This is a genomic window from Methanothrix soehngenii GP6, from assembly GCF_000204415.1.
Classification (GTDB): Archaea; Halobacteriota; Methanosarcinia; order Methanotrichales; family Methanotrichaceae; genus Methanothrix; species Methanothrix soehngenii.
The window spans coordinates 1,316,347-1,339,925 of the sequence record NC_015416.1; the positions used below are offsets into that span (position 1 = coordinate 1,316,347).

The window sequence follows — 23,579 nt, forward strand, 5'->3', positions numbered from 1 at the left end:
GAGGATGAAAGAAGAGGACGGCTGGTTTGGAGAGGTGGCCGGGGCAGAAAAACTGGAGGGCATGGTGGATATCACCTCTAAGTCTCTGGTCTATAGAAAGGCCACTGCTACTGGATCTATAAGGCTGAAGGAGTCCACTCTCCAGGCTATTAGATGTGGAGAGATAAAGAAGGGCGATCCACTGGCTACCGCCAGGCTGGCGGCCATACTGGCAGTGAAGGAGACTCCTCGTTTGATTCCTCTCTGCCACCCCATTCCCATAACCGGCCTGGTGGTTGGCCTTGAGCTGGAGGTGATGAGGATCAGAGCCACAGTCACAGTGACCTCTGTTGGAAGGACGGGGGTGGAGATGGAGGCCCTCACAGGTGTGAGCGTAGCTCTGCTCAACATCTGGGATATGGTCAAGTATCTGGAGAAGGACGAGACGGGCAACTATCCCGAGACGGAAATTGAGGAGATCCGGGTGCTGGAGAAGGTGAAAGGGGAATAGCTCTCGATGCGGAAAGTCGTACTGCTCTGGAATTATGTTGGTCGGCGTATAATATCCCTTCTCAGCTGTTGAGCCCTTTCCGATTCCTTTCTCCTTTCTATTTCTCCTCTACAGTATCATTGGCCACCAGCAATGCAATCTCATTTCTGCGGTAGAAGGGCGGCGTCCTGGGCTCGTTATACTGCATCAATAAAGGCTCTCCTTTGGTCAGGATCCCCCTTTCCTTCAGGGTCTTATTCAATCGCTCCAGATTATCTCTATAACTGCCTTCATTCATGTAGCCTGAGAACCTGATGGTGGCAAGGGTTCGGGGCTCGACCACCCGGATTTCGACATTGCTTGATGTGGGCCGGGGGATGGTCTGAATATCGAAGCGCTCCGGCATAATAAAAGCCATGGACAGGCCTTTTTCGGTACTGGTTGTGACCACCGGTGCAGTCATCTCGATCTTCTCCCCTTTCTCGTTCTCTCCGGAGATGTATCTGAACAATGGGCTGAAGGCACCATTCTCATCCTCCACTCCTCAGCTACCGCCAGGTGATTGCGGAGCAATCCATTATCCATGCAGTCAAGATGGGAGATGGCCAGACAAATGCGGGGATTTTTGACCAGAATACCACGATTATACAACTTTTGCCTCCGGTAATCGCCGCCCAAGGGGGTCCAGTTCATCCATAGGCGCGCTCATATTGGAGTACGAATTGCAGTTGGCACCCAGCCCGGATCGTCCACAAAAGAAGCTATTTAATCCAGGCGGATAAATAGAGACATTAGATATGTTAGAGCAGATGATTTCCCGCCCAAGGAAGGAAGATGATAAAGGCAGAGGTCTCACCGCTGAGCAGCGCAGGCATCTGGAGAAGAGCCTGAAAGAGAACGATGAGTTAATGAAATGCCTGGCCAGATTGTGAGGTCAGGTCTCCAGCGTGTTTTCTCGGAGCCGTCTCTCGATTTCATCGAGCATGCAATTGTATTCAGCTATTTTGCAGAGAACCCCGCATATCTTTTCTTTGCTAGTAGACAAGCGAAGGCCGTTCATCCTTAGAATGTTGTCTGCAAGCTGAAATCCAGTCTTCTTCTGGCCATCGTTAAAGGGATGAAGGGCTATTAGATGAAGAGCAAGAGCGGCCTTCTTGAAGTGATCGGGCTCATCATTGATCATGGAGACGAGATAATCAATGGTGCCCTGGCAAAGGATGCCTGGCAAGCCTCCATAGCGCTGGATGATGGTGTCATGGATCTCGATGATCATCTTTGCAGTTAATTCGACCATTGGACTGGACTTCCCTCGGGCAGGGAACAATTTCACTGACCGAGGAGATATTGGTTTCGATCCGCGTTCCGGATAAAGAAAAACTGTGGACCGGAGCTTCAGGAGTACATAGCCTGGTGGCCCCGCCCACCCACAGGAGTGCGCGTGCGCATGATGGAGGGCGGGCGTGTGACTGGAGGATAGCGGCACTGTCTCGTGCATGAAGTAAATTTGGATTGAGAGGATGGCGGCGTGGTCGGGCCTAGCTAGAGGAGGAAAATTGCCTTCTGTCAGAGATGGCCGATGGCCTGCTGCTCGCGAGTGCCTGGGCTCTGGTCTTAGATCTAGGAAATCTATTTTAGAAGCCAAGCATATCAATAGGATCGTGGTGAGATCAATGGAGGTTCTTGTCAAGAAAGGCAGTATAATTGAGCTTCCTAACTCCTTTATGGTTGAGTTGGGTCTAAGCGAAGGCAAGAAAGTGTTTCTGAACGTAAAGGATGGAGAAATTCTCATCAAACCGGCCAAAGACATTGCAAAAAGGCTGGCAGGTTCAATCGCACTGGATGATGTTGATCTTATTGATGAGATTGTGGAATCCGAGGATTGGCTGTGATAAATTCTCTTGAAGCACTGCCTAGATCTTCCGATGTATTTATCGACGCCAATATATTTTTATATCATATAATGAGGCGCCCTAAATGGTTCCTGCCATGCCACGAATTTTTTATGGCAATTGAATCAGGTGCGTATAATGGATTCACTTCAACACTTGTGCTCAATGAAGTGCTCCATAAACTAATGCTTGCCGAAGCCACGCATACCTATGGTCTGCACTCAGAATATGATGCTGCGAATGCATTAAAGCGAGATCCTACCAATCCCTTATTTCCTGGAAATCTTTTTTTAGAGGCAGAGACATGTTAATGCTTTGGTGAGATAGATGGAGGTTCTTGTTAAGAAAGGCGGGATAATTGAGCTTCCGAGTTCAATATTATCTGAGATTAACCTTTGTGAAGGCAAACGAGTAGCTCTGAGCGTGAAAGGCGGAGAATTGCTCATCAAGCCGATCAAGAGTCTTACTGATCAACTTATTGGCTCAATCAAATTAGATGACCAAAAACTTATAGAAGAGATAATCGAATCCGAGGATTAGCTGTGATTAGCTCTCTGGATTCGCTTGCGCCCCAATCCAATATATTTATAGATACGAACATATTTTTGTATGGTGCACTGGACTATACAAAATACCGAGCTACATGTCGTGCGTTCCTGCAAAATATTGAATCCGGCACCTATTTTGCAGCCACTTCTGCCCTAGTCTTAAACGAGATCATCCACAAGCTAATTCTAGCCGAGACTACAAAGACATATCATCTGCGAAGTGAGAGCGAAGCCAGGAAACTAATAGAAGACAAGTCGGAAACGATCTCAAGCCTTGCGAGGGTCTGGAAGACCTACGCTGTAATTAGAGCATATCCTTTGGTCATCCACAGCATCGACAAGGCTACAATGGATATGGCAACAGATCTTTCGAGCAGATATGGGCTCTTCATATCAGATGCATCTCACCTGGCTGTCATGAAGATGAACGGCATTTCCAATATAGCTACTAATGACAACGATTTTCAGCTAGCAGAAGACATTAGCATATACAAACCATAAGTGAGCAGGACGGGAAATATCATAGCCCATTTCTCTTTCGATTCTTGTGCCATCCCTATCCAGCCGTTTCCCCAAATAATGGCATCTGCCCGTATCCTCCCTCGCTTGCGGGTGCGGACGCGTGGCTGGTGGATGATGGCAGCAGAGCTGGAAGGACCGCAAGTAGATTATGTGTAGTCGGGCTCGCAGCTTTCTGCAATTTCTGAGATGAACTCCGGTCTCATGTAACGAATTCTGTTTCCGATCTGCTCGACTTCCTTCTTCAATTCCAGGTAAGGAATAAATCGGCAGATTTTCGGGAGGGGAGGCTTTAGCCTGGCAAATGCAGGCCTGTTAATCTCGTAGAACACCTTTTCTCTCCGCTCATCAGGCGCGACAATGAACAGATCGAGTTTGAGATTGGGCTGCATGCTCACCAGGTCCGCCATCCTCAATAAGCCCGAATAAATTGTTGTTGTGTGCTCCACCTCGAAAGCTGCGACTATTGCCTCGCCCTGAAGCCAGAGAACATCAATCAATTCAATCGTCTTATTTTTAAAGAATACCCTGCAGCAAGCTGCGGGATATTCTTTAAAAATAAAAATATAAAAATCTGGAAAAATATTCCTATTTAGCTTTTCGCTCCTTCATCGCTTCTACAAACGCCAGGAACGGCGGAGATGGCTTGCCCGGCCGGGACTTCATCTCCGGGTGGAACTGAGAGCCGAAGAAGAATGGATGCTCTGGAATCTCACAGATCTCCATCAGATCACCGTTCCTGCCGGAGAAGATCATCCCTTTCTCCTCGATGGGTTTGATATAAGCGGGATTGACCTCATATCTGTGCCTGTGCCTCTCCACGATATTGGTTTTGCCGTAGATCTGGTGCGCCAGGCTGCCCTCCAACAGGTGAGCGGGATAATTTCCCAGCCGCATGGTTGCCCCCATCTGCCTGATCTTCTCCTGCTCGGGCAAAATAGCAATCACCGGATGGGGGGTCTCTCCAAACTCAGTGCTTCCCGCCTCTTCCAGGCCGCAGACGTTCCGGGCATATTCGATCACCGCCAGCTGCATTCCAAAGCAGATACCCAAATAGGGAACCTTCATCTCCCGGGCATACTGCACCGCCTTGATTTTGCCCTCCGTACCCCGGGAGCCAAAGCCACCCGGCACCAGAATGCCGTCCGCCTCCCGCAGGATGAGGTCAGATGATCCGTGCTCCAGATCCTCAGCATCGATCCAGACGATCTCCGGCCGGACGCCGGCTTCAATCCCCGCATGCTTCAGAGACTCCCGAATGGAGAGGTAGGCATCCTCCATGGGATCGGCGCACTGCTGACCCACGGTGTACTTGCCCACGATCGCCACCTTCACCGATCCTGATACCTCTTCCATCTTCGCTACAAACTGGTCCCAGTCCTTCTTCTCCTCCAGAGGAAAGAGCCTCATCTCCTTCATTATGTACTTGGCAATGCCCTCGGCTTCCATCTGCAGGGGCACCTTGTAGATGTCATCAGAGTTGTGGGCGCTGATCACTGCCTCTGCAGGCACATCGCAGAACTGGGCGATCTTGTGCTTGGTCTCTGGGAGCAGGGGATTCTCACATCGAACCACGATCATGTCCGGCTGCAGACCCAGCTCCCTCATCACCTTCACGCTATGCTGGGTGGGCTTGGTCTTCTGCTCTCCATCGGTGGTGGAGGGGGCCAGGGTTACGTGGACGAAGAATATGTTTCCCGACTCCTCGTACTTGAGCTGGCGCATAGCCTCCAGGAAGGGCATGGACTCGATGTCGCCCACTGTGCCCCCCACCTCGACCAGACATATCTCGCAGCCCCCGTCTCGGGAGACCTGACGGATGCGCTTCTTAATCTCCTCGGTGATGTGGGGGATGATCTGCACCGTCTTGCCCAGATACTCACCTCGCCGTTCCTTCTCAATCACTGTGCTGTAGACCTTGCCGGTGGTGATGTTGTGGTCTCGGGTCAGCTCGACATCAAGGAATCGCTCATAGTTCCCCAGGTCTAGGTCCACCTCTCCCCCATCCTTGAGAACATAGACCTCTCCATGCTGAAAGGGGCTCATGAGGCCAGCATCGATATTGATGTAGGGATCGATCTTTATGGCCGTGACCTTATAGCCCCTGTTCATGAGCAGCCTGCCGATGGAAGCCGCGGTTATGCCTTTCCCAAGGCCGCTCATAACCCCGCCAGTGACCACGATATATCTCATTTTTTACGCCTTCAGGAGCGTAGCCGCTCCGTATATGATAAGGGTGACGATCAGAATCGACGACACTAATGCTCCGGGAAACTCGGGAATGCTCTCGGTGATGAAGGTCAGAACCAATGCGCTAACCAGGCCCAAGAATATGACTGCGGGAATGACCTGCATCGCTCCGATCGCTCGCAAGCCGTCCTCATCCTCAACTGCTTCTCCCGCCTCCTCTTCAGAACGAATCTGATCGGATTCGAACTGCTCTGTGGAATTCTCTTCCCTTTCGACCGATCCGAGTGGCTCCCTTACCCCTGGTCTGAAGCGGTTCTCAGGGTCCTGTGCTGCCTCGTCTCTCTGAAACCGCCGGTCCTCTCGGGGGGTCTTAAAAGGATCAAACTCTCCATTTGAGCCCTGCGTTTGGCTGGTCAGGGGATCGATGGGGCGGTCGATCCGATCGCGATCAGGATAATCATCCCCACCAAAATAATCATCGGCTTCTCTGGAGTATTCATTATCCCTCACCGGGCCATTGCGCTCTTTACTGTGATTATCTCCGTCCGTCTCCGAGAGATCCTCAATCCTGCGAAAACGGCGGGCAGATCGATATCTCTCTAGATCCTGATCCTTTGAGAACGATATATTCCGGCTCTCCCTCTCATCCTCTTCATCGCGTCCATCCTTCGCCGGGACGAATTCCGTATCCAGATCCTCGGAGGACTCGTATGGACTGCGATCCTCATCCTCCCCGCCATCATCCATGCCCTCGGGATCAATTATCTCTGGATCAATCCCATCGGCGCCGATCTCATCCTCGTCAGGATTCCTTTCCTCTTCCCGGTAATCCTCAGTCTGCGCCTCCTCTGCCGGGGCGATATCCCGGATCCAGGCTCGAGAGGGGACCCTGCCCAATCTATCTGATGGGCCCTGGCGGCCGAGACCTTCGGACTGGATGCCGGGGAGCTGATCTGGCTTGGATACCAGGGAATCCCGCAGGATGGTTATGGGAACCCGGCTATCGCCAATGCTGCTCTTCAGGATGATCTCTCCATCCAGCCGGTCTGTATCGTCGGGCATTCGGGCGAAGATCGGTATGATCTGCTTTCCATCCACATAGTCATCCGATCTCCTGAAGCGAACCGCCTTGAAGACGGGATCGCTGGCCTGAAGCGAGACATCTAAAGGCTCTCCATCGTTGATGACCACGAGGTTGAAGAGGGTCTCCTCGCCAGGAAGAAGATGGAGGACGATGGGTGTCTTGGTATCGCTTCCCTCGTTGATGCGAACAATATGATCCAATCCCAAAACCCCTCACTCGCTATTGTTACATAATATTGTATAAATATTTCGCCTGTGAATCCCAAGCCCCTTCTCTGCCCCCATCCACCATTTTGGGGCTCTTAGCGCGGATTCGGCCAGGCGTCCATCTGGTCAATCTAGAATATGATCATTCTCGAAGCTCTGGGGGCAGCATATTTGGAATCCCGTCCTCAATGGGATAGATCTCATTGCAAGCACGACAGCAGAGCTTGCCGGCTAATATCTCCGACTCGTTCTCTTCGAATACCTCCAGTATCAGGTCTCCTTTGCACATAGGGCAAGCCAGAATATCGAGAAGATCGCGTTTCATCGCTGGCAACATCTGTTCTTATAAAGTATAAATCTTTGTCTCACATCCGAAGCATCCGGTCCTGGAGACCTGACATGATGGGAATGGACCTATTTTTCCCCTGCAGTCACTCCAATAAAATGGAGGCATTCTTCCAGAGTATGGCCTCCTTCTCTCCCTCTGATAGATCAAGCCTCTGGATTATCTCCACTGCTCTGCCCGGAATCTCCCAGGGATAGTCGCTGCCGAATATCACCCGATCCGCCCCAATATCCTGGATCAGATCCGCCATATTCTTTTCATCCAGATAAAAGGAGACATAAGCGGTATCAAAATAGGCATTTCCTCCAGCGGGGAGAAGATGCCTTCTCGACTCATCCCACATTCGCATCCCGCCCAGATGGGCCAGCAAGAGCTTGAGCTCTGGATAGCACTGGACGACTCTAGCAAAGCGCTCCGGCGTCCCGAAGACCTCCTCCCTCTCCAGAGGATCCCGGCCCGTGTGAGTGACTAGCATCATCTCTCTTTTGATCAATGCCTCGTAAAGCCTCTCGCAGCACTGATCATCGGGATAGAACTCCTGCAGCAGAGGCATTATCTTGACCCCCCGCACGCCGCAACCAGCCAGCCGGTCCAGCTCCGCCTCCAGGTTCTCCATAAACGGATGGATGGCTCCAAAGGGGATCAGGCCCTCATCTGATACTGACAGGATCCAGTCGTTGAGGCTGGAGACGTCCTCTCTGCCTTTGGCCAGGGGGAGGAGGACCGATCTCGCGATCCCGGAACGGCTCATGTGCCCCAAGAGGTCCTGGGGCGCTCCGCTTCCCGGCACCTCTACCTTCAGCTTTCTTCTGGCCGCGGGAAGGATCTTGGCTGCCACTGGCGGAGGATAGATGTGGGCATGAAAGTCGATGATCATTCAGATGATCCCCATCTCCGTCAGCCTATCCGGCAGATAGGTCTTGGTTACAAAGTCCAGCCCCTTTCCGGCAAAAGCCTGCTGCTCGGCCTTCTTCTTGAGGTCTATTTGCAAGTGGATCTGCTTTTCCCAGTAGGGATTGGCAAACCTCGGATCAGAAAGCTCGCTCTTCAGGGCCTGAAGATCTCTGTCCGTAAGCTTGTCCGTGGATAGGTTATAATCCACGATATCGCTGGGCTGCACTCCCAGGAAGCGGGCCTTGGGCGTTACCAGATGATCGGAGAGGTGGGCGCTCTTGATCGCTCCATAGGCTATGCTGGCGAAGATGCGATAGGACCAGGGATCGCCATCGGTGAAGACTACAACCGGGAGGTTCAGCTCCGTGTTCAGCCTCTTTATGATCCGCCGGGTGGACCTGGCAGGCTGGCCTTTGATGTGCACCAGGATGGCATTATACTCCTCATCAAAGCCGTTTTCTATCAGCCGGGCGTACATTCCGCCGGTCTCAATGGCCATGACCATCCGGGCATCATGGTTGATGAACTCGATGTTATCCACGTTGAAGGGTATCTGGTAGCCGGCCTCGCCAACGTCCTCCTGGCAGTGCATCTCTTTCTCCCCCCGGCGGGTCTGCTCTTTCAGGCGAAGCGGCCCGAAGACAGCCGCTCCGTCCTCCTCCGGACGGACGTGAAAGTCCTCCCGGTGCAGATCGGTTACAATCTCCAGATCCTCGATCAGCCGGTCGCTCTCTGCCTGCTCATGGAACTTGGCTATATCCCAGTTCTCGGAGATGTAATAGATCTCTCTTAATGTCGAGCCCCGATTGTTCTTGAGATGCTCATCTATCAGCAGCTCTGTCAGGTGGACGGTTTTAAGAATGGTCTTGGCTCCCCGAACCGTCTTGACGCTGCGCATCGTCTCCTGGTCTCCGTAGATCCAGACATCGTCTTTAGTGGAGAACTCGATATTTCCCTTGGTCCGGGAGGGCAGAGATATATGAGGTACAACTCCCCGCTGAAACTGGCCATAGAGCGAATCGGCCAGACGGAGAAGGTTCTCTTCTGCCTTTTTCGACCGGGAATCCCTCAACGCTCTCTCCGAACTCTTCCTGTCATCTGATCCTGCCATGCCCTCACTCCAATCGCTGGGATCCTGTCATCTATCAGATCTCCCTATCAGATCGCTCTGGCGCCGGTGACGATCTCCGGGTCCAGACCCTCTACCACCGGCTTAGCTGGCCCGCTGCTATTCGCCCCGATCTGGTAGCTGATAATGGCCTTCTGGCCCGGGCCTACGGAGAGCTTCCAGTGGTGGTCGTATCCATCCCCCAGAGAAATTACCTTGGCAGGGGGACTGATCGCCTCCGCCTTCTCCCCCAAAAGCTCATGCAGCTTGAAGGATCTTACAAGGTCGCTGTGGTTCTCAACCACCAGCCGGACCGAGATCCGGCCGTCCTGCTGTTCGCTCTCCCTGTAAACCAGAAGGTTGCCCATGATCTTGGCCACCACCGGTCCTATGTCCGGCTCGGGGCGGTCCAGGACATCGGAGAGCTTCTTTGCTATCCGGGGAAGGATCTTTCTGATGATCTCCTCCTTCTCCCGTCTCTCGGATAGCAGGCTCTGCCTGCTCAGGTAGCGGCGCAGCTTTCGAGCCACCTCCTTGAGCCCCAGGTCGATCTCAACGAGAATCTCCGGCATATCGGCCACCGCATCCTTACTCTCCGAGGTGAAGGGGATATTGGTGGAGGCGATGTGCACCAGCAGCACTGCCGGACCGACGGGAATGCCGCTTCCTGCGGACTGGCTCAGAGAATAGTTCTTCCAGGAGACCGACTCCACAGCATGAGTTATGGCGCAGGCTCCTTGCTGGTAGACCAGGGGGACTCGATTGGCGAATCGGAGTATCTCTATGCGGCCTTCTCGGGCCAGCTCACCGCCATAGCCCAGTCCCACCTCAACCAGGAAGGGATTGCCTGAGTAGACGGATACCGGCCTGGTGGTGGTGGCGATGAAGTCCAGCCGGAACTCCTTCTCCAGCCCCGCCCGGATCAGCTCCTCGCCGATGGGAGACAAGCAGTCCACTGGAGGCGACTTAACCCGGATCTGTTTGAAGGCCAAAAGCAAGCGCACCGCCTCATCGTGGTCCAGGCTTGCAGGAGGAGCTTCAGGGTCCAGATCCGCTTTTTTGCACAGCTCCTGGGCGGAGATCGTTCCGATGGAGGAGAAGGTCTCCTTAAGAAATACCCGGAGCTTCTTCTTGTCGGTATAGCGCAAGAGCTTGATCAGCTCCCCAAGCTCTATTCCCTCTGGATGGGGCTGGATGGCATAGGCCTTCTTGGGAAGGCTCTCCGTCGCCCGCTCGAAGACCTCCACATTTCCCTCCGGCTCCACCAGGGTTAAGCGGGCATGGGGGTTGACGATAGCGGCGCTCTTCAATGAGCCATAGACAGACTGCCTGCGGCTGCGGACATAAGAGCCCTCCATTTCCATCTCCACCCGCGTTCCCCGAGGCCTCTCCCAGTCCACCTCCTCTGCTTTAATGATCTCAGGCTCGTTTTTGGAGGTGTTGATCATGAGCTCACAGTAATATGCAGGCCTGTCCGGAGCGATCTTGGATATAACTCGCGTAGGCCTGCCGCTGGTGAGCTGGGAGTAGAGCACCCCGGCGGAGATTCCTATGCCCTGCTGGCCTCTGCTCTGGCGCAGAGTATGAAATCGAGAACCATAGAGCAGTTTGGCAAAGACGCGCGGGATCTCCTCCGGCACAATCCCCGGGCCGTTGTCCTCCACTATGACCTGAAAGTATTCGCCGCTCTTCTTTATCTGCACGAATATGTCCGGCAGAATGCCCGCATCCTCGCAGGCGTCCAAAGAGTTGTCCACCGCCTCTTTCACACAGGTGATTAAGGCGCGAGGCGCGGAGTCGAATCCAAGGATCTGACGGTTCTTCTCAAAAAATTCAGCTACGGAGATGGCCTTCTGCTGTTTAGCCAGCTCCTCAGCGATCTCCATAAGAGGGGGATGACGGGGCTTAAAGCTCGGCCCCGACCACCGTCTGGGTGGCATTGACGTTGTCGATCTCTCTGATAACATCGACCAGCTTGTTGAGCATGCTCAGGCCCTCGACCTCAATGATCACCACGAAATCGAATTCGCCAAAGACATGATATACATCCTTGATGCCGTCGATCTCCTGCAGAGCATTGTAGACAGTCTTCTCCTGTCCTGGCACCACCTTGACCATCGTTACACCAATTACCATATTGACTCACCTCTGCTCTATGAGCTCCTGTAGATTATATAAGACTTTTCAGCTCTTCTTTCCAAGGTTGAAGGTCTCCACTTCTTCGTCCCCCCCGGCCTCGGGCCAGGAGTCCAGCGATCCACCCTTCTTGGGCTTGATCTTTTTATTGGGCTGCTTTTCCTCTGGCATTTCCTTTTGCTTTGCTTCCGGCTTCGCCTCGAACCCCTCTTCAATGGGCTCGTGCAGCTCATCTCCATTCTCTTCCCCCATCCTTTCGGACTCGGCGGAAGAGGCAAGAGACCCGGAATCATCTCCTACAGTCTTGCCCAGGTCCGCCTTCAGAGAGGCAAGGGCCCGAGCGACCATTTTGCGGTAGCGCTCTATATCGGTATGATAGTGCACCCGGGCCCGAGACGCATCCTGCTGATTGGTGGAGGGATAAGCGCTGTCTGCGGTGGTAAAGTCGCTTGACAATGGAGCTGGTTCAGCCTTCTCGAGGAGTGAGAGCCTCTCAAGAGTGCGCCTGGCGGTATCCATTATCCACTGGTTTCTGGTTGCCTCATCCACCCTCTGGATGGACTCAGCGCGCAGAGATATGATGACATTGCCGTCCTCCGTCTGGTAGAGGTTGGGCTTTCCCACGATGGAGACAAAAGCAGGTGCATCCATGCTGGCCAGTATCTGAGCGGCCTCTGGCTGGTACTGCCCGGCATAGATCAAGATGCTGCCCGTCGGGTCCACCACTCGCCCCCGCCAGTACTCCACATCTGTACCGATATCGTCCTTCTCGGTCAGCGTTCCCACGAAGAAGACCCGATTGCATTTGGCCCCGGTAGGGGTGAGAAGGTATTGAGGAGCATATTGATGCTGGTCCTCACCTTCCCGGAAGGAGTAGTTTGAACTCTTCAGCTCCTCGGCGAATATCCTGCGCGCCACCTCTCTGGAAAATCCCGCCATCCTAGATCGCCTCCACCCGGCTCATGAGCTCGTCCACACTCGATTCTGTCACCGGCATGAGCTCATTTATGGTCTCCACCAATAGATAGCGATCGACCCTTGGCCCAGCGATGGCAAAGTATCTGCCCACCAGCTTGCTCTCGATGAGGGAGCGCACCACCTCGTGATCGAGCGCCTCCATGGCCATCATCCTGGCTTCATCCAGGGTAAGCCCAACCAGCCGCTCAGTGGTCTCCCGGTTGATGAGGACATCCTGCACCCGGCGGCCATCGTCCAGCACCGCTTTGATGCGCAGATCATATGTGCCATCCACCTTTCCGTGCTCGGTGCATACCCCCTTGGCTAAGGAGCGTTTGCATACCGGGCAGCGCTTTATCAATCCCGAGCCCTTCTGCACATCCACCAGAGCCCCGGAGAACTCTGCCGCCTGGGAGCCTATCTCTATGTCAACATCCAACGGCTCGATTTGGCTGGTGCGGTTCAGCTTTACGCTGAACCTCCCCTGGAACTCATCTGTAACCAGGTTTCGAAGAAGATAGCTCTTCCCCTCCTCCAGGTTGGCAAGATCAGCTTTCGTCCATTTCACAAACTTTATAGAGCCGGTCTCATCGCCGATAAGGCCCGACTGGGAGATGGAATCGCTGTTCGGCTCCCAGAGCTGAGCCACCTTGACCTTCAGATCGACCCATAGTCCGGGCTCGCTGATCTCGATCACCTTCATCTCCTGCGCTGCCTTGCTGACCGATCTTGCCTCCACCTCATTTTCCAGGGGCTCTATCTGACTGGTGCGATTCAGCTTTATGCTGAACCGGCCCTGGAACTCATCCGTGATCACTTTCTTCAGAGAATAGCTCTGGCCTAAGACCAGATCGGGCAGATCGGACTTCTTCCATTTAACAAACTTCATTGCTCCCGAGCCATCGCCGACCAGGCCGGTCTGAGAGATGGCTTCAGTCGCCGGCTCCCAGAGATCCAGAACCTTAACCTCCAAATCCACCCACCGGCCGGATTCCTTGATCTCGGAGAGCTTGACCTTCTCCGAGCTGGCCCTGGCTTGAGGCATAATTCCATGCTCCTTTTGGAAGTAGTTCAAGACCGATCTTCTTGCTTCTCCTTCCGGCACGCGAAAATCGTCGATTAGCTTCTTTAGGCGAACCTCAATCTCCTCATCAGGGACAAGGATGTTCTGCTCCCTGAGACGAGCCGATATCTGATCTATTATTTCTTTCATTACCCGTATGCCCCCTGTTTTTCATTGAGAGGTGATAGTAACTTGGCTCTTGAACTATTTAAGGAAGATCTGTGCAGAGAGAAAGTAATCTCCGGAGATTTCATAAACAAGCCTTGCAGATTTCAGAAAACGGGATGAAATGGAAGAGGATAATATAGATTAGAGAGAAGATAAAAGACGACCAAGAGAAAACAAATGGCTTATTGCCGGGAGGTATGGTTGTATGGAGATCGCGACCTGGTTTGGAAGGATTGATTCGGAGACTGGATCAGTATTCTTAGCTGAAGATGGGGAGAGGATGATAGACGCCCTTTTAAAGAAGCCTCTTCCTGCCGGCCCATCCGTTCAGCCCGACCTGCGCCGCCTGGCCCTAATGCATGGATATGCGGCAGATGATATCGAATATAACGCCCGCCTCAGAGAGATCGCCCTGGGCCTCGTTCGCCGCCAGCTTGCCCAGTTGGCTACCACAGAACAGGACCTCCTCCAGGCGGTAGAGGCCATAGACGATATGACTGAGGCGATAAATCTACTGGATGAGAGGCTCTATGAGTGGCATCGCCTGCACCATCAGAGGATCGTTCATGGAAAGGATCTGGCGGAGTTGCTATGCGAGGATCGGATTATGGGACCCTTTGCCAGGTCCATTCTCCGATTGATGGAATCGAGGAAGAGCATGGAGGAGGAGGTGAGCTTTCGAGCAGAGGAACTCGCCCCAAACCTTTCCGCTCTTGCCGGACCGATCCTGGCAGCGAGGCTCATATCCAGGGCAGGAGGCCTGAGCCGGCTGGCAAAGATGCCCTCCTCCCGGGTGCAGGTCATGGGGGCGGAGAAGTCCCTCTTCAAGCATCTTGACGGCCATGCCCCTTCCCCCAAGCACGGGATAATCTTCCGCCATCCAGCAGTCATGGGAGCCCCAAGAAGGCTGCGGGGAAAGGTGGCACGCGCTCTGGCTGGAAAGCTCGCCCTTGCCGCCCGGCTGGACTACTATGGAGCTAGCCCCTCACCTGACCTGGCAGCCTCCCTGGAGAGGCGGCTGAATGACATCAAACGCAGGGGAGGGAATAGAAAGGAGAGCATCAGATTGGCTGGAGAAAGGAATGAGCAGCAAGGATAGAATCAGGATCAAATTTATATTCGATTGAGATGAAGTTGCGCATATGAAATGGTGGCAATCCGGGTTTCTGATGATATCGGTATTTAGCATCATCGCCTGCTTGGGCCTTCTGGTTCCCCCAGCAGCGGGAGTTGCTCAGAATATGACTGAGCACTCCTGGATCTACAATCAGGGATACTCGGATGATATGCGCATCTACCAGACAACCAGCGGCTTTCACGGCCAGAAGTTGGTCACTGGGACCAGAGGTACAGGCACAATATCCCGCTCCATTGACGCTCATGTCTATGGCGGATTTGAGGATGGATTCAATGAGATCTGGGCCAATGAATGGGGAGTCTACCAGAACAAGCCATCTTCATACAGCGAGCCCATCACCAAGAGCGACCTGAGAAACGCCCTCTGCGCCAAGAACTACGAGGTGGGATCGATCTATTCCGAGAGCTACTCTGAGATACGGGACCTGGTCAAAGACACCTCCGTGAGCCAGACCAATGAGAACTCAGTGTACAGCATCCACACCGAAGCGGATGGAACGGCAAGGGTGGGAGCGCGGGTGCAGAGAAGCACCAGCTCAGCTCCTGCCTACATCATGACCGGAAGCTATCAGGGCTATACAAATATGAGGATGCAGCTGGAGAGCGGCAACGCCTCCATTATGACCCTTCCCTGCCCATGAGGCAGCTATATTTTTCAGAGTCTCTTTGCTGAGGATTCCATTATCCAAGATCTAGACCAGAGGCCTGGGCTGCTTTTTCTCCGGGAGGACGGGAAGGGGCATGGTGTTTATCAGCAGCGGCGAAGAGACATCCTTTGCCCTCTCCACCAGCAGCTCCTTTCCCCAGGGGGTCAGGCTGAAGAGAGGCACCGCGGTTCCTACCTGCACCAGGGGTACTGCCTCTTCTCGGATATGCCTGGAAGCGCAGCTGGTGACGATATCCGCCGCCTTCAAGAGCCTTCTGGCATCATCCTTGCTGATCCCTGTGAGATGGACCCCGATTATCATTATCCGCACTCCAGTTGATCTCTCCAGCTCCCTCAGCCTCTCTGCAGTCTGGGCATCTGCTACCGTCACCGCGAACCGGCAGTATCCAGCGCTTATGGCATAGGCCGCGCCCTCCAGCTGATCGATCCTGCCACTCTCGGGAGAGAGGACATGCCCATCCCTGGATTTTATGCCCTTTATCACCTCTGGGATGGGGTCCGTCTCCACCAGTCCGGAGATGTATCCGCCCATGCCCTGGACCAGTGATCCATTGGAGGTGATGACCGTTCCAGCGCCATCGCACACGGTAACGGCAGCATCGATAATACCCCTCATAAGCCCGGTCATCATCGATTCGGATGCCCCAAAGCCGACGAATGTGTCCATCTCCAGCTTCCGGCGGGCGGAGAACATTCCATGCTCCTTAATGCGAAACTCCATATTGGCAGCCGCGGACTCCTTTGTCACCTTTTTTATTCCCCGGACCTTATCGAAAAGAGGACACCATTCGATCACCGGCTCGGTGGCTTCCGTTACCTCTTCCTCGCTCACCTTTATGGCTGATCTTCCCAGTAGCTCCATTTTATGCATATCGTCCACCTCAAGAGGGCCTACAGCGGCTATATCCTTGTCTGCCTGTTCTTGTCTCTTTGCATTGCCTATCCATGGCCAATGCAATTTCTCCATGATTCTCTAATATTTGAGATTAAATATAATATTTATGTAAGGTAAATTTTCTATCTCAACCGAATTATTTTTGACGAAACTTATATATATGTTATCATTCATTATGCGCCTGGTGAAAGCTTTGAATACATCAGCATCCGCTGATATCGCTGCCGAGCGCGACGAGTTTGCATCCATCTTAATGAAGATAGGCCTCAAGAGGAACGTGGCCAAGGTCCTGACCTATCTAGCGGGAGTGCCAGAGGCAACCAGCCGGGAGATTGAGATCGGATCCGATCTGCGCCAGCCTGAAGTTAGCATTGCCATGAGAGAGATTAGAAGGCTGGAATGGGTTAGAGAGAGGGATGAGAGGAATCCTGGAAAAGGTCGACCTTATCGCATCTATAAGCTGAACCGCAGCCTTCCTGATATCGTCCAGTATCTGGAGTCGGAGAATGCAAAGGAAGCGGAGAGGGTGATGAAGCAGATTGAGAAGCTCAAGTCTTTGAAATCGAATTGATTTTATATATCAAAGGATAAGGCGCGCCCGAGTTGGCTCGAGGTGAAATCGGCATACGGAGCTATTACAAAAGTTTATTTTTAATATTTTGATATTAATTAAGTAATGAAATTTTCTGATATGCATGCAGATGATTTTCACATACTTCAAGTTGATTATGCATAACCAAATTCAAATGCACTCACCTAAACATCTATATAATATTTCAAGATGCGCCAATTTACTCTATGCAAAAATCTATATACTAATAGATTACTAGAATATGGCAGAATAAAGAAGAGGGGATGGATATGAAGTACATCATCGACGATGCCATGGGCAGGGCTGAGGCTGAGAGCAGGGTCAAGCCTTCCAGCATGATTAAGAGCGATGAGGAGCTAGTGTCAGTTCTCGAGGAACTGACCACGGTCATCAGGGTAATTGGTTGTGGTGGAGGAGGCTCGAACACCATCGACCGCCTGGCAGAATGCGGCATCCAGGGGGCAGAGCTCTTTGCGGTGAACACCGATGCTCAGCACCTTTTGCATATCAATGCCGATCGCCGTTTCCTGATCGGCAGGCGTACAACTCGCGGCCTGGGCGCGGGCAGCCTGCCTGCCATCGGTGAAGAGGCTGCTCAAGAGGATATAGATGAGATCAGAGCGGCAGTGGATGGAGCGGACATGGTCTTCGTCACCTGCGGCCTTGGGGGCGGCACAGGCACTGGCGCCTCGCCGGTGGTGGCAGAGGCGGCCCGTGAGGCGGGCGCTCTTACCATCTCCATCGTTACCATTCCCTTCAGCGCAGAGGGGACGATAAGAATGCAGAATGCAGAAGCGGGCTTAAATAGGCTGCGAGAGGTCTCAGACACCGTGATCGTGGTGCCAAACGATCGACTTTTGGATGTCGTTCCCAACCTTCCCCTGCAGGCGGCCTTCAAGGTGGCGGATGAGGTGCTGATGCGCTCGGTCAAGGGGATTACTGAGCTCATAACCCGTCCCGGTCTGATCAACCTGGATTTCGCCGATGTTAGAACGGTGATGACAAACGGCGGAGTGGCTATGATCGGAATGGGTGAGGCACAGGGAGAGGAGAAGGCGCGGGACTCGGTATCGAAAGCCCTGCGAAGTCCCCTCCTGGATGTGGACGTATCCTGCGCGACATCCGCCCTGGTTAACGTGGTTGGAGGTTCTGACATGACCATCACCGATGCCGAGACCGTGGTGGATGAGGTCTATCAGAAGATAAATCCTGAGGCTCGGATCATCTGGGGAGCACAAATAGACCAGAACCTCGACCATACCCTGAGGACCATGCTGGTGGTTACAGGAGTCTCGTCTCCCCAAATACTGGGAAAGGACATGAGCAAGAGGGTGACCTCAAGGCATGGCATAGACTTCCTATCCCGGCGGGCACGTTATTGATGGAGCTCATATAGGAGGTGCCACTGCCTCCCTATAGCTCTGCCTTCCCCTTTTGCTCGCTCATATTAGCATCTCTTCTCGTTTTCCTTTCGATTACCCCCTCAATGCCCGTTGCTGCACTTGATCATCTCTTTTAGCCGTGCTAGCATGCACCATGTCAATCGATGGAATTATAAGTGCGCTCCCCCTATCAGTATCTGTTTATCTATTGAAGGGATGTGATATCCATTCTGACTGAGAAGGTGAGCGGGGAGCTTGAGATGTTGCAGAGGCACCTGCTCATACTCAAGCATGTGGTAGAGAACGAGCCCATTGGTATTCTCAAGCTGGCAGAGGAGACGAGCATACCCAGTCATAAGGTGCGTTATTCCTTAAGAATACTGGAACAAGAGGGTCTGATCAAGGCAACCGCTCCCGGCGCGACCACAACCCACGAGACCGGTCCATTCCTCAAGGAGCTGGACTCGATGATCGAAGAGCTTTCTAAGAGAGCAGATGAACTGAAAAAGATCAAGATCGCGAGGTAAATGCTCTATCGCCAAATAGCCCAGTCTATAGAGGAGCTATCCTCCGCCCCGCGCAGCTGCAAAGCGGAGTTGTGCTCCCGCCTGATTGTTGAGATGAAACCTGAATTGCTCTGCCCTACGATCCGTCTCCTGTTGGGCCAGCTCTGGCCGCCCTGGGAGGGCAGGGAGATGGGGGTGGGGCCAGAGGGAGTCGCTGCCGCTCTGGAGGAAATCTCGGAAGAGAATATATCCCTGCTCAGAGATCGAATGGGGGAGATGGGGCTGGTGGCGGAGGCTGCACTGGCGGAAAAAGGCCAGCATTCGCTCTCCAGTGAGCCTCTACAGTCCATGTCCGTATACGAACAGCTAAGGCGGATCTCTCTGATTCGGGGCAAGGACTCCGAGCAGAGAAAGAACGCTCTTCTCCGGGGCCTCTTCCAGGATGCGAGTCCCCTTGAGGGAAAGTATATCGCTCGCACAGTTCTAGGAAATATGCTCGCCGGAATCGGCGATAAGACCATGCTTGCTGCTTTTGCTCTGGCCTTCTGCTGTGACCCGGATCAGATTCATAGGGCCTATAGCCTCCTGCCGGACCCGGGCAAGATCGCCATCATGGCTGCCGGAAACCATTTGGAAAGAGCGTCCATCCAGCCGGGCATTCCCATAAAGCCGATGACGCTATGCGCCCTGAAGGCAGAGGATCTAAAGACCGTCAGAGAAGCGGGAGAGGAATCAGTGGGATGGGCGGTTTTACCCAGGTATCATGCCCTGAGGGTGCAGGTTCATAATACAGGAGATGGGGCTTATATCTTCAGCTCCCGGCAGAAGAACATCACCACCTCGTTAAACGGCCTGGCCCAAAGGCTGAGCGGCATGGATGATGAATTCATAATCGATGCCGATCTGATCGGCTTTCATGAGGGGAAGATGTGCTCTCAATCGGAGATGCTCAGATATATCAACCGCCGCCGCCTCTCCCGAAGAAGCAGCATATCGCCTGCCCTGCTAGCCTACGATCTTATCTACATTTCTGGCGAGAACACCATCTCCCTGCCCTTCCAGGAGAGGCGAAAGAGGATGCTGAAAGCTTTGGGCGAGCCCAGGTCCATGCCCTTTCAGGGAATATCTGCGACCCGTGAATGTATCGTCCTGGAGAAGGAGCTAAAGAAGGACTCTATTCAGAGCCATCTGGACCAGATGGTGGAAGAGGGCGGAGTGGGCTTGATGGTGCGGAGCCTTCTGGGCCTCTACCGGCCTGGAGAATGCAGCAGATGCGATTTCTTTGTGGGAAGAGAGATGTCCATATCAGCCGTTATCGTCCGGGCGGAGTGGGGCCGGAGGAGCAGTGATCAGATCTTCTCTCGATTTCTCGTCGCCCTGCGAGAAGGGGACGACCTCGTGCCAGTGGGCTGGATAGGGGGTCAATCGGGCCAGAAGGATATTCTGGAGCTGGATCGCCAGTTGAAAGCCCTAGCCAGAGAATGGGATGATACTGGTGCTTGTGTCAATCCCCAGGTTCTCCTCAAGCTGAAGATCCAGGGTGCTCGCAGGAACGATAAGGGCTATGCCATCGTCCGCCCTCAGGTTTTAGGGATCGATCTTTTTGCCTCCTGGGAGGATGCGGATGAACTGACTAGGCTTTTTTCATCCTCTGGCCGATGATCCTCAGAGCATTTGACCCCTGGAAGAGCGAGCTGTGCACCTGCCCTGCCAAGCTCAGCCTCAATCCCTATACCGGTTGCCCGCACGGCTGCCTTTACTGCTATGCCTCATCTTATATCCCCCGGTTCCATTCCTGCCGGCCGAAGGTCGATCTATTGAGGAGGCTTGACCGAGAGGCGGCCAAGGTCGTCCCCGGACTCTTTATTGCTATCTCCAACAGCTCCGATCCTTATCCTCCCATAGAAAAGGAGCTGGGATTGACCAGGGGATGCCTGAGGATACTGAAAGAGAGGAACTTTCGGGTGCAGATCGTCACAAAGTCCGATCTTGTCACCAGGGATATCGATCTCCTCGCCGCAATGAAGGCGGCGGTGGCCGTCACAGTCACCACATTGGATGATTCCCTAAGCCTGAGGCTGGAGCCGGGGGCGCCATCGCCAAAAAGAAGGCTCTTTGCACTGAATGAGCTATCTCGAGCGGGAATTCCCCTGTCAGCCAGAATCGATCCCATCATCCCGGGAATCAATGACTGCGGGATCGAGGACCTGGTCTATTCTCTTCATTCCGCTGGGGTCAGGCATATAACCTCCTCCACATATAAGGCACGGCCAGATAGCATAAAAAAAATCACTGCTGCCTTTCCGGAGGAGGGAGCGGCCCTAAAAGCGCTCTTCTCCCGGGGAGGGAGATATTCGGGCAGCAGCTATCTTCCGGCGGATTTGAGAAGGAGCATTCTGGAGGATGTAGCATCCCATGCCCATCAGACTGGCATCACCTTCTCCACCTGCAGGGAGGGATTCGCATTTGAGGAGGGCATAAGCTGCGATGGCTCTCATCTCCTGCCTCTGTAATCAGCAGCTAAATTAACGAAGTGGATAAAAAATAAATTAAATAGTTTGTATAAGATATAGATATCGACAATCGGCTAATTCGAATCGGTATTCTCCCTTCTACCGGATTCCTTTTGCTGGATATTAAAAAAAATCATAAATGCAATGCGTCAACCTTATGGTGCCCTTTGCCCACGAAAGTTTATTTATATGAAGAATAACTAGAATCCACGACAATTCTTCTCAAAAGGGAGGATGTTCAAGCCATAGTCATAAATGTCATATGCAAGAGCAAAAGGAGGATTCGATATGAAAAACATTCTGGCCATCAGCATGGCCATCATGATAGCAGCCATTGTTATGATGCCTGCTCTAGGTTATTCTGAGGAGATGGCAGAAAATCCGTCTTATACAGTGGCCTCGGCAGGGAATCAGTCTTATTCTGCAGGCTCTGCAGGAAGTCAATCTTATACCGCCACATCAGCAGGAGTGCTGTCCAATACCGCAGCCAATGCTGGAAGAAAAGGCTTTAGCTTCTCAACCGGAGTTGCCGCTCATAACCTCACCTCGGATATGGTAACAGAAGTAAATTCTGTGAGCGCCTCTCCAGAACTGGGCATCAGGATTCCCTACTCCATCAAAGACGGATCCATGGTTCCTTACTCCATCCAGCAAGGATTCATTGTCCCATACTCGTCAAAGCTGGGATCCATCGTTCCCTACTCGATCCAGATGGGATCATATGCTTCGTACTCTATCAAGCTGATGGATGAGACCAACGCTACCCTACGAGGCACCTATCAGACCGTGAAGCTCGAGCCAACGAAGCTGGGCAGCATTGCCCGCAAAGAGGCCGTAGCATTGGCAGGCGAAACCCCGTCTGTTGCCGCGGTCGAGACACCAGAGGTCCAGGAAGTAGCTCTGAATGAGACGGCAGCTCTGAATGAGACTGTAGCTTTGAATGAGACTGTAGCTTTGAATGAGACGGCAGCTCTGAATGAGACGGCAGCTCTGAATGAGACGGCAGCTCTGAATGAGACGGTAGCTCTGAATGAGACGGCAGCTCTGAATGAGACGGTAGCTCTGAATGAGACGGCAGCTCTGAATGAGACGGTAGCTCTGAATGAGACGGTAGCTCTGAATGAGACGATAGCTCTGAATGAGACGGTAGCTCTGAATGAGACGGTAGCTCTGAATGAGACGGTAGCTCTGAATGAGACGGTAGCTCTGAATGAGACGGTAGCTCTGAATGAGACGGTAGCTCTGAATGAGACGGTAGCTCTGAATGAGACCGCCGCAACTGATGCCGTCGCTGAAGCGGTACGGGGATACACCATTGAGGGCGTTGTATTCGAGGATCTGGACGGAAATGGGGTAATGAATGTCAACGAATCTGGCCTTGCCAATTGGACAGTCAACCTGGAGCAACCTGAGGGTGTGATTATCACGAGCGTCAACACCTCAGCAGACGGAAAGTTCATCTTCCTCAACCAGCTTCCTGGTGTATATACAATCAAAGAGGTCCTTCAAGCAGGCTGGACGCTTATCTCACCCGCTGATGGCAAGTTCACCGCAGAGGTCATAAACGAGAGCGTGACCCACCTGGAGTTCGCCAATAACCAATCCTGAGCCGCCTTAGCCTATTCAAGGGCCGCATCACCCCAAGATCAGTGGTCTGGGCTGTCTGCCAGACCCTTTTCTTTTTTTCAGTCCACTGGCAGGAATCCCTATGGTCAGGTTGAAGATTTCTCGGCGTTCAACCAAAAATCTTTCATAGATTGGGCAAAAGATATAATCACAGACTAGTGGGGGAAGATCATGAGAATAAGAGTTGCACTTGCATTTATAGCGCTGCTCCTGATGATAATGGGTCCAGCGGCTGCCATAGGCATGAGCAGCGGTAGTGGCTGCGTTGCGAGAAACGCTCTGGAGGCCTATTGCGTTAACCATGGAGGATGTCCTAAAGACGGAAACTGCTATTTCCCGGACGGCGGTTATTGCGATCTGGAGTCCTTCTACCGGGGAACCTGTCCTGGCAAAGAGTATTATGAGGATGCCCTTTGGATGTTGGAGGCCTATGCTTTCCTTTATGGGGATTTCACACCATATGGACAATACTATGTGCCGGGCACGGGATATTCCTATTATGCCAATCCTTATGCTAATCAGCTCTCCAATCCCTACTGGAATAGCGATCTGGGCAGCTCCTATTACTGGCCGGTTTATGCCCAAGGATACGGCACAGGTTATGGCACTGATTACGGCGCAGGTTATGGTACTGGATACGGCCCCGCCTATGGCAAAGGATACAGCACATCCTAAGTCGATATC

The 23,579-nt window shown here is 53.0% G+C and carries 27 protein-coding genes; 14 read left to right on the plus strand and 13 right to left on the minus strand.

Features of this window, described 5'->3' with window-relative positions:
* Positions 1-61 precede the first annotated feature (61 nt).
* On the plus strand, positions 62-490 hold the full coding sequence (gene moaC / locus MCON_RS06550; RefSeq protein ID WP_013719224.1) for a cyclic pyranopterin monophosphate synthase MoaC: 429 nt from the start codon (positions 62-64) through the stop codon (positions 488-490).
* A 97-nt stretch (positions 491-587) separates the two neighbouring features.
* Here moaC and MCON_RS06555 read toward each other — a convergent pair whose 3' ends face one another.
* Positions 588-1,010 (minus strand): SOUL family heme-binding protein, encoded by a 423-nt coding sequence (locus tag MCON_RS06555; RefSeq protein WP_052297535.1) that lies wholly within the window; start codon positions 1,008-1,010, stop codon positions 588-590.
* Positions 1,011-1,266: 256 nt separating this feature from the next.
* On the opposite strand from MCON_RS06555, the gene MCON_RS16870 reads away from it, so the two are divergent.
* Positions 1,267-1,401 (plus strand): hypothetical protein, encoded by a 135-nt coding sequence (locus MCON_RS16870; RefSeq protein ID WP_269798853.1) that lies wholly within the window; start codon positions 1,267-1,269, stop codon positions 1,399-1,401.
* A 2-nt stretch (positions 1,402-1,403) separates the two neighbouring features.
* Here the strand turns inward: MCON_RS16870 and MCON_RS15145 are convergent, their stop codons facing one another.
* The gene (locus tag MCON_RS15145; RefSeq protein ID WP_013719227.1) at positions 1,404-1,763 is read right to left on the minus strand and encodes a type II toxin-antitoxin system death-on-curing family toxin; all 360 of its coding nucleotides are present in this window, start codon (positions 1,761-1,763) and stop codon (positions 1,404-1,406) included.
* A gap of 376 nt (positions 1,764-2,139) precedes the next feature.
* Here MCON_RS15145 and MCON_RS06570 point away from each other — a divergent pair, with 376 nt between their 5' ends.
* The 3 genes from MCON_RS06570 (at position 2,140) to MCON_RS06580 (ending at position 3,407) form a co-directional block, all read left to right on the plus strand.
* On the plus strand, positions 2,140-2,358 hold the full coding sequence (locus tag MCON_RS06570; protein ID WP_157863708.1) for an AbrB/MazE/SpoVT family DNA-binding domain-containing protein: 219 nt from the start codon (positions 2,140-2,142) through the stop codon (positions 2,356-2,358).
* 327 nt (positions 2,359-2,685) lie between these two features.
* A complete protein-coding gene (locus tag MCON_RS06575) occupies positions 2,686-2,898 on the plus strand; it encodes a hypothetical protein (protein ID WP_013719229.1) in 213 nt (70 codons plus the stop codon).
* A 2-nt stretch (positions 2,899-2,900) separates the two neighbouring features.
* The gene (locus MCON_RS06580) at positions 2,901-3,407 is read left to right on the plus strand and encodes a type II toxin-antitoxin system VapC family toxin (protein WP_013719230.1); all 507 of its coding nucleotides are present in this window, start codon (positions 2,901-2,903) and stop codon (positions 3,405-3,407) included.
* 167 nt (positions 3,408-3,574) lie between these two features.
* Here the strand turns inward: MCON_RS06580 and MCON_RS06585 are convergent, their stop codons facing one another.
* From MCON_RS06585 to MCON_RS06630, 10 genes are all read right to left on the minus strand, one after another.
* Positions 3,575-3,925: a hypothetical protein gene (locus MCON_RS06585; protein ID WP_048132033.1), complete on the minus strand. Its 351-nt coding sequence runs from the start codon at positions 3,923-3,925 to the stop codon at positions 3,575-3,577.
* Between the two features lie 88 nt (positions 3,926-4,013).
* Positions 4,014-5,618, minus strand: coding sequence for a CTP synthase (locus MCON_RS06590; RefSeq protein WP_013719232.1), 1,605 nt, complete (start codon positions 5,616-5,618; stop codon positions 4,014-4,016).
* Positions 5,619-5,621: 3 nt separating this feature from the next.
* The gene (locus MCON_RS06595) at positions 5,622-6,899 is read right to left on the minus strand and encodes a hypothetical protein (protein ID WP_013719233.1); all 1,278 of its coding nucleotides are present in this window, start codon (positions 6,897-6,899) and stop codon (positions 5,622-5,624) included.
* Positions 6,900-7,047: 148 nt separating this feature from the next.
* Positions 7,048-7,230, minus strand: a complete 183-nt coding sequence (locus tag MCON_RS06600; RefSeq protein ID WP_013719234.1) for a methytransferase partner Trm112 — start codon at positions 7,228-7,230, stop codon at positions 7,048-7,050.
* A 106-nt stretch (positions 7,231-7,336) separates the two neighbouring features.
* Positions 7,337-8,128, minus strand: coding sequence for an amidohydrolase family protein (locus MCON_RS06605; protein ID WP_013719235.1), 792 nt, complete (start codon positions 8,126-8,128; stop codon positions 7,337-7,339).
* Complete coding sequence (locus MCON_RS06610) at positions 8,129-9,256, minus strand: DNA topoisomerase IV subunit A (RefSeq protein ID WP_013719236.1); 1,128 nt, start codon at positions 9,254-9,256, stop codon at positions 8,129-8,131.
* Between the two features lie 47 nt (positions 9,257-9,303).
* Positions 9,304-11,139 (minus strand): DNA topoisomerase VI subunit B, encoded by a 1,836-nt coding sequence (locus MCON_RS06615; RefSeq protein WP_013719237.1) that lies wholly within the window; start codon positions 11,137-11,139, stop codon positions 9,304-9,306.
* Between the two features lie 19 nt (positions 11,140-11,158).
* Positions 11,159-11,389 (minus strand): Lrp/AsnC ligand binding domain-containing protein, encoded by a 231-nt coding sequence (locus MCON_RS06620; protein WP_013719238.1) that lies wholly within the window; start codon positions 11,387-11,389, stop codon positions 11,159-11,161.
* Between the two features lie 48 nt (positions 11,390-11,437).
* Positions 11,438-12,328 carry an RPA family protein gene (locus MCON_RS06625; protein WP_013719239.1) on the minus strand — a complete coding sequence of 297 codons (891 nt, stop codon included), beginning with the start codon at positions 12,326-12,328 and terminating at the stop codon, positions 11,438-11,440.
* Between the two features lies 1 nt (position 12,329).
* Positions 12,330-13,559 carry a replication protein A gene (locus MCON_RS06630; RefSeq protein WP_013719240.1) on the minus strand — a complete coding sequence of 410 codons (1,230 nt, stop codon included), beginning with the start codon at positions 13,557-13,559 and terminating at the stop codon, positions 12,330-12,332.
* A gap of 223 nt (positions 13,560-13,782) precedes the next feature.
* Between MCON_RS06630 and MCON_RS06635 the strand changes: the two genes are divergently transcribed.
* Both MCON_RS06635 and MCON_RS06640 read left to right on the plus strand, forming a co-directional pair.
* On the plus strand, positions 13,783-14,676 hold the full coding sequence (locus tag MCON_RS06635; RefSeq protein WP_013719241.1) for an NOP5/NOP56 family protein: 894 nt from the start codon (positions 13,783-13,785) through the stop codon (positions 14,674-14,676).
* Between the two features lie 43 nt (positions 14,677-14,719).
* The gene (locus tag MCON_RS06640) at positions 14,720-15,355 is read left to right on the plus strand and encodes a hypothetical protein (protein WP_013719242.1); all 636 of its coding nucleotides are present in this window, start codon (positions 14,720-14,722) and stop codon (positions 15,353-15,355) included.
* 51 nt (positions 15,356-15,406) lie between these two features.
* Here the strand turns inward: MCON_RS06640 and MCON_RS06645 are convergent, their stop codons facing one another.
* Positions 15,407-16,252: a methanogenesis marker 8 protein gene (locus tag MCON_RS06645; protein WP_013719243.1), complete on the minus strand. Its 846-nt coding sequence runs from the start codon at positions 16,250-16,252 to the stop codon at positions 15,407-15,409.
* Positions 16,253-16,451: 199 nt separating this feature from the next.
* Here MCON_RS06645 and MCON_RS06650 point away from each other — a divergent pair, with 199 nt between their 5' ends.
* The 7 genes from MCON_RS06650 (at position 16,452) to MCON_RS06680 (ending at position 23,570) form a co-directional block, all read left to right on the plus strand.
* Positions 16,452-16,847 (plus strand): ArsR family transcriptional regulator, encoded by a 396-nt coding sequence (locus MCON_RS06650; protein WP_048132993.1) that lies wholly within the window; start codon positions 16,452-16,454, stop codon positions 16,845-16,847.
* A gap of 290 nt (positions 16,848-17,137) precedes the next feature.
* Positions 17,138-18,250 carry a cell division protein FtsZ gene (gene ftsZ, locus MCON_RS06655; RefSeq protein WP_013719245.1) on the plus strand — a complete coding sequence of 371 codons (1,113 nt, stop codon included), beginning with the start codon at positions 17,138-17,140 and terminating at the stop codon, positions 18,248-18,250.
* A 218-nt stretch (positions 18,251-18,468) separates the two neighbouring features.
* Positions 18,469-18,777 (plus strand): winged helix-turn-helix transcriptional regulator, encoded by a 309-nt coding sequence (locus tag MCON_RS06660; RefSeq protein ID WP_013719246.1) that lies wholly within the window; start codon positions 18,469-18,471, stop codon positions 18,775-18,777.
* Complete coding sequence (locus MCON_RS06665; RefSeq protein WP_013719247.1) at positions 18,778-20,418, plus strand: ATP-dependent DNA ligase; 1,641 nt, start codon at positions 18,778-18,780, stop codon at positions 20,416-20,418. It abuts the gene before it with no gap.
* The gene (locus tag MCON_RS06670) at positions 20,415-21,269 is read left to right on the plus strand and encodes an SPL family radical SAM protein (RefSeq protein WP_013719248.1); all 855 of its coding nucleotides are present in this window, start codon (positions 20,415-20,417) and stop codon (positions 21,267-21,269) included. Before MCON_RS06665 ends, MCON_RS06670 begins: the two co-directional genes overlap by 4 nt.
* A gap of 288 nt (positions 21,270-21,557) precedes the next feature.
* Positions 21,558-22,877 (plus strand): SdrD B-like domain-containing protein, encoded by a 1,320-nt coding sequence (locus MCON_RS06675; RefSeq protein ID WP_013719249.1) that lies wholly within the window; start codon positions 21,558-21,560, stop codon positions 22,875-22,877.
* 189 nt (positions 22,878-23,066) lie between these two features.
* On the plus strand, positions 23,067-23,570 hold the full coding sequence (locus tag MCON_RS06680) for a hypothetical protein (RefSeq protein WP_013719250.1): 504 nt from the start codon (positions 23,067-23,069) through the stop codon (positions 23,568-23,570).
* Positions 23,571-23,579: the final 9 nt, after the last annotated feature.

Excerpts from the sequence above, each read along its gene's own strand:
- ftsZ (WP_013719245.1), top strand. The coding sequence starts at position 17,138 with ATGAAGTACATCATCGACGATGCCATGGGCAGGGCTGAGGCTGAGAGC.
- MCON_RS06625 (WP_013719239.1), bottom strand. The coding sequence starts at position 12,328 with ATGGCGGGATTTTCCAGAGAGGTGGCGCGCAGGATATTCGCCGAGGAG.
- MCON_RS06610 (WP_013719236.1), bottom strand. The coding sequence starts at position 9,256 with ATGGCAGGATCAGATGACAGGAAGAGTTCGGAGAGAGCGTTGAGGGAT.
- MCON_RS06680 (WP_013719250.1), top strand. The coding sequence starts at position 23,067 with ATGAGAATAAGAGTTGCACTTGCATTTATAGCGCTGCTCCTGATGATA.
- MCON_RS06590 (WP_013719232.1), bottom strand. The coding sequence starts at position 5,618 with ATGAGATATATCGTGGTCACTGGCGGGGTTATGAGCGGCCTTGGGAAA.
- moaC (WP_013719224.1), top strand. The coding sequence starts at position 62 with ATGGTGGATATCACCTCTAAGTCTCTGGTCTATAGAAAGGCCACTGCT.
- MCON_RS06575 (WP_013719229.1), top strand. The coding sequence starts at position 2,686 with ATGGAGGTTCTTGTTAAGAAAGGCGGGATAATTGAGCTTCCGAGTTCA.
- MCON_RS15145 (WP_013719227.1), bottom strand. The coding sequence starts at position 1,763 with ATGGTCGAATTAACTGCAAAGATGATCATCGAGATCCATGACACCATC.
- MCON_RS06605 (WP_013719235.1), bottom strand. The coding sequence starts at position 8,128 with ATGATCATCGACTTTCATGCCCACATCTATCCTCCGCCAGTGGCAGCC.
- MCON_RS06650 (WP_048132993.1), top strand. The coding sequence starts at position 16,452 with ATGCGCCTGGTGAAAGCTTTGAATACATCAGCATCCGCTGATATCGCT.
- MCON_RS06620 (WP_013719238.1), bottom strand. The coding sequence starts at position 11,389 with ATGGTAATTGGTGTAACGATGGTCAAGGTGGTGCCAGGACAGGAGAAG.
- MCON_RS06600 (WP_013719234.1), bottom strand. The coding sequence starts at position 7,230 with ATGAAACGCGATCTTCTCGATATTCTGGCTTGCCCTATGTGCAAAGGA.
- MCON_RS06665 (WP_013719247.1), top strand. The coding sequence starts at position 18,778 with ATGCTCTATCGCCAAATAGCCCAGTCTATAGAGGAGCTATCCTCCGCC.
- MCON_RS06645 (WP_013719243.1), bottom strand. The coding sequence starts at position 16,252 with ATGCATAAAATGGAGCTACTGGGAAGATCAGCCATAAAGGTGAGCGAG.
- MCON_RS16870 (WP_269798853.1), top strand. The coding sequence starts at position 1,267 with ATGTTAGAGCAGATGATTTCCCGCCCAAGGAAGGAAGATGATAAAGGC.
- MCON_RS06615 (WP_013719237.1), bottom strand. The coding sequence starts at position 11,139 with ATGGAGATCGCTGAGGAGCTGGCTAAACAGCAGAAGGCCATCTCCGTA.
- MCON_RS06630 (WP_013719240.1), bottom strand. The coding sequence starts at position 13,559 with ATGAAAGAAATAATAGATCAGATATCGGCTCGTCTCAGGGAGCAGAAC.
- MCON_RS06570 (WP_157863708.1), top strand. The coding sequence starts at position 2,140 with ATGGAGGTTCTTGTCAAGAAAGGCAGTATAATTGAGCTTCCTAACTCC.
- MCON_RS06670 (WP_013719248.1), top strand. The coding sequence starts at position 20,415 with ATGATCCTCAGAGCATTTGACCCCTGGAAGAGCGAGCTGTGCACCTGC.
- MCON_RS06675 (WP_013719249.1), top strand. The coding sequence starts at position 21,558 with ATGAAAAACATTCTGGCCATCAGCATGGCCATCATGATAGCAGCCATT.
- MCON_RS06640 (WP_013719242.1), top strand. The coding sequence starts at position 14,720 with ATGAAATGGTGGCAATCCGGGTTTCTGATGATATCGGTATTTAGCATC.
- MCON_RS06635 (WP_013719241.1), top strand. The coding sequence starts at position 13,783 with ATGGAGATCGCGACCTGGTTTGGAAGGATTGATTCGGAGACTGGATCA.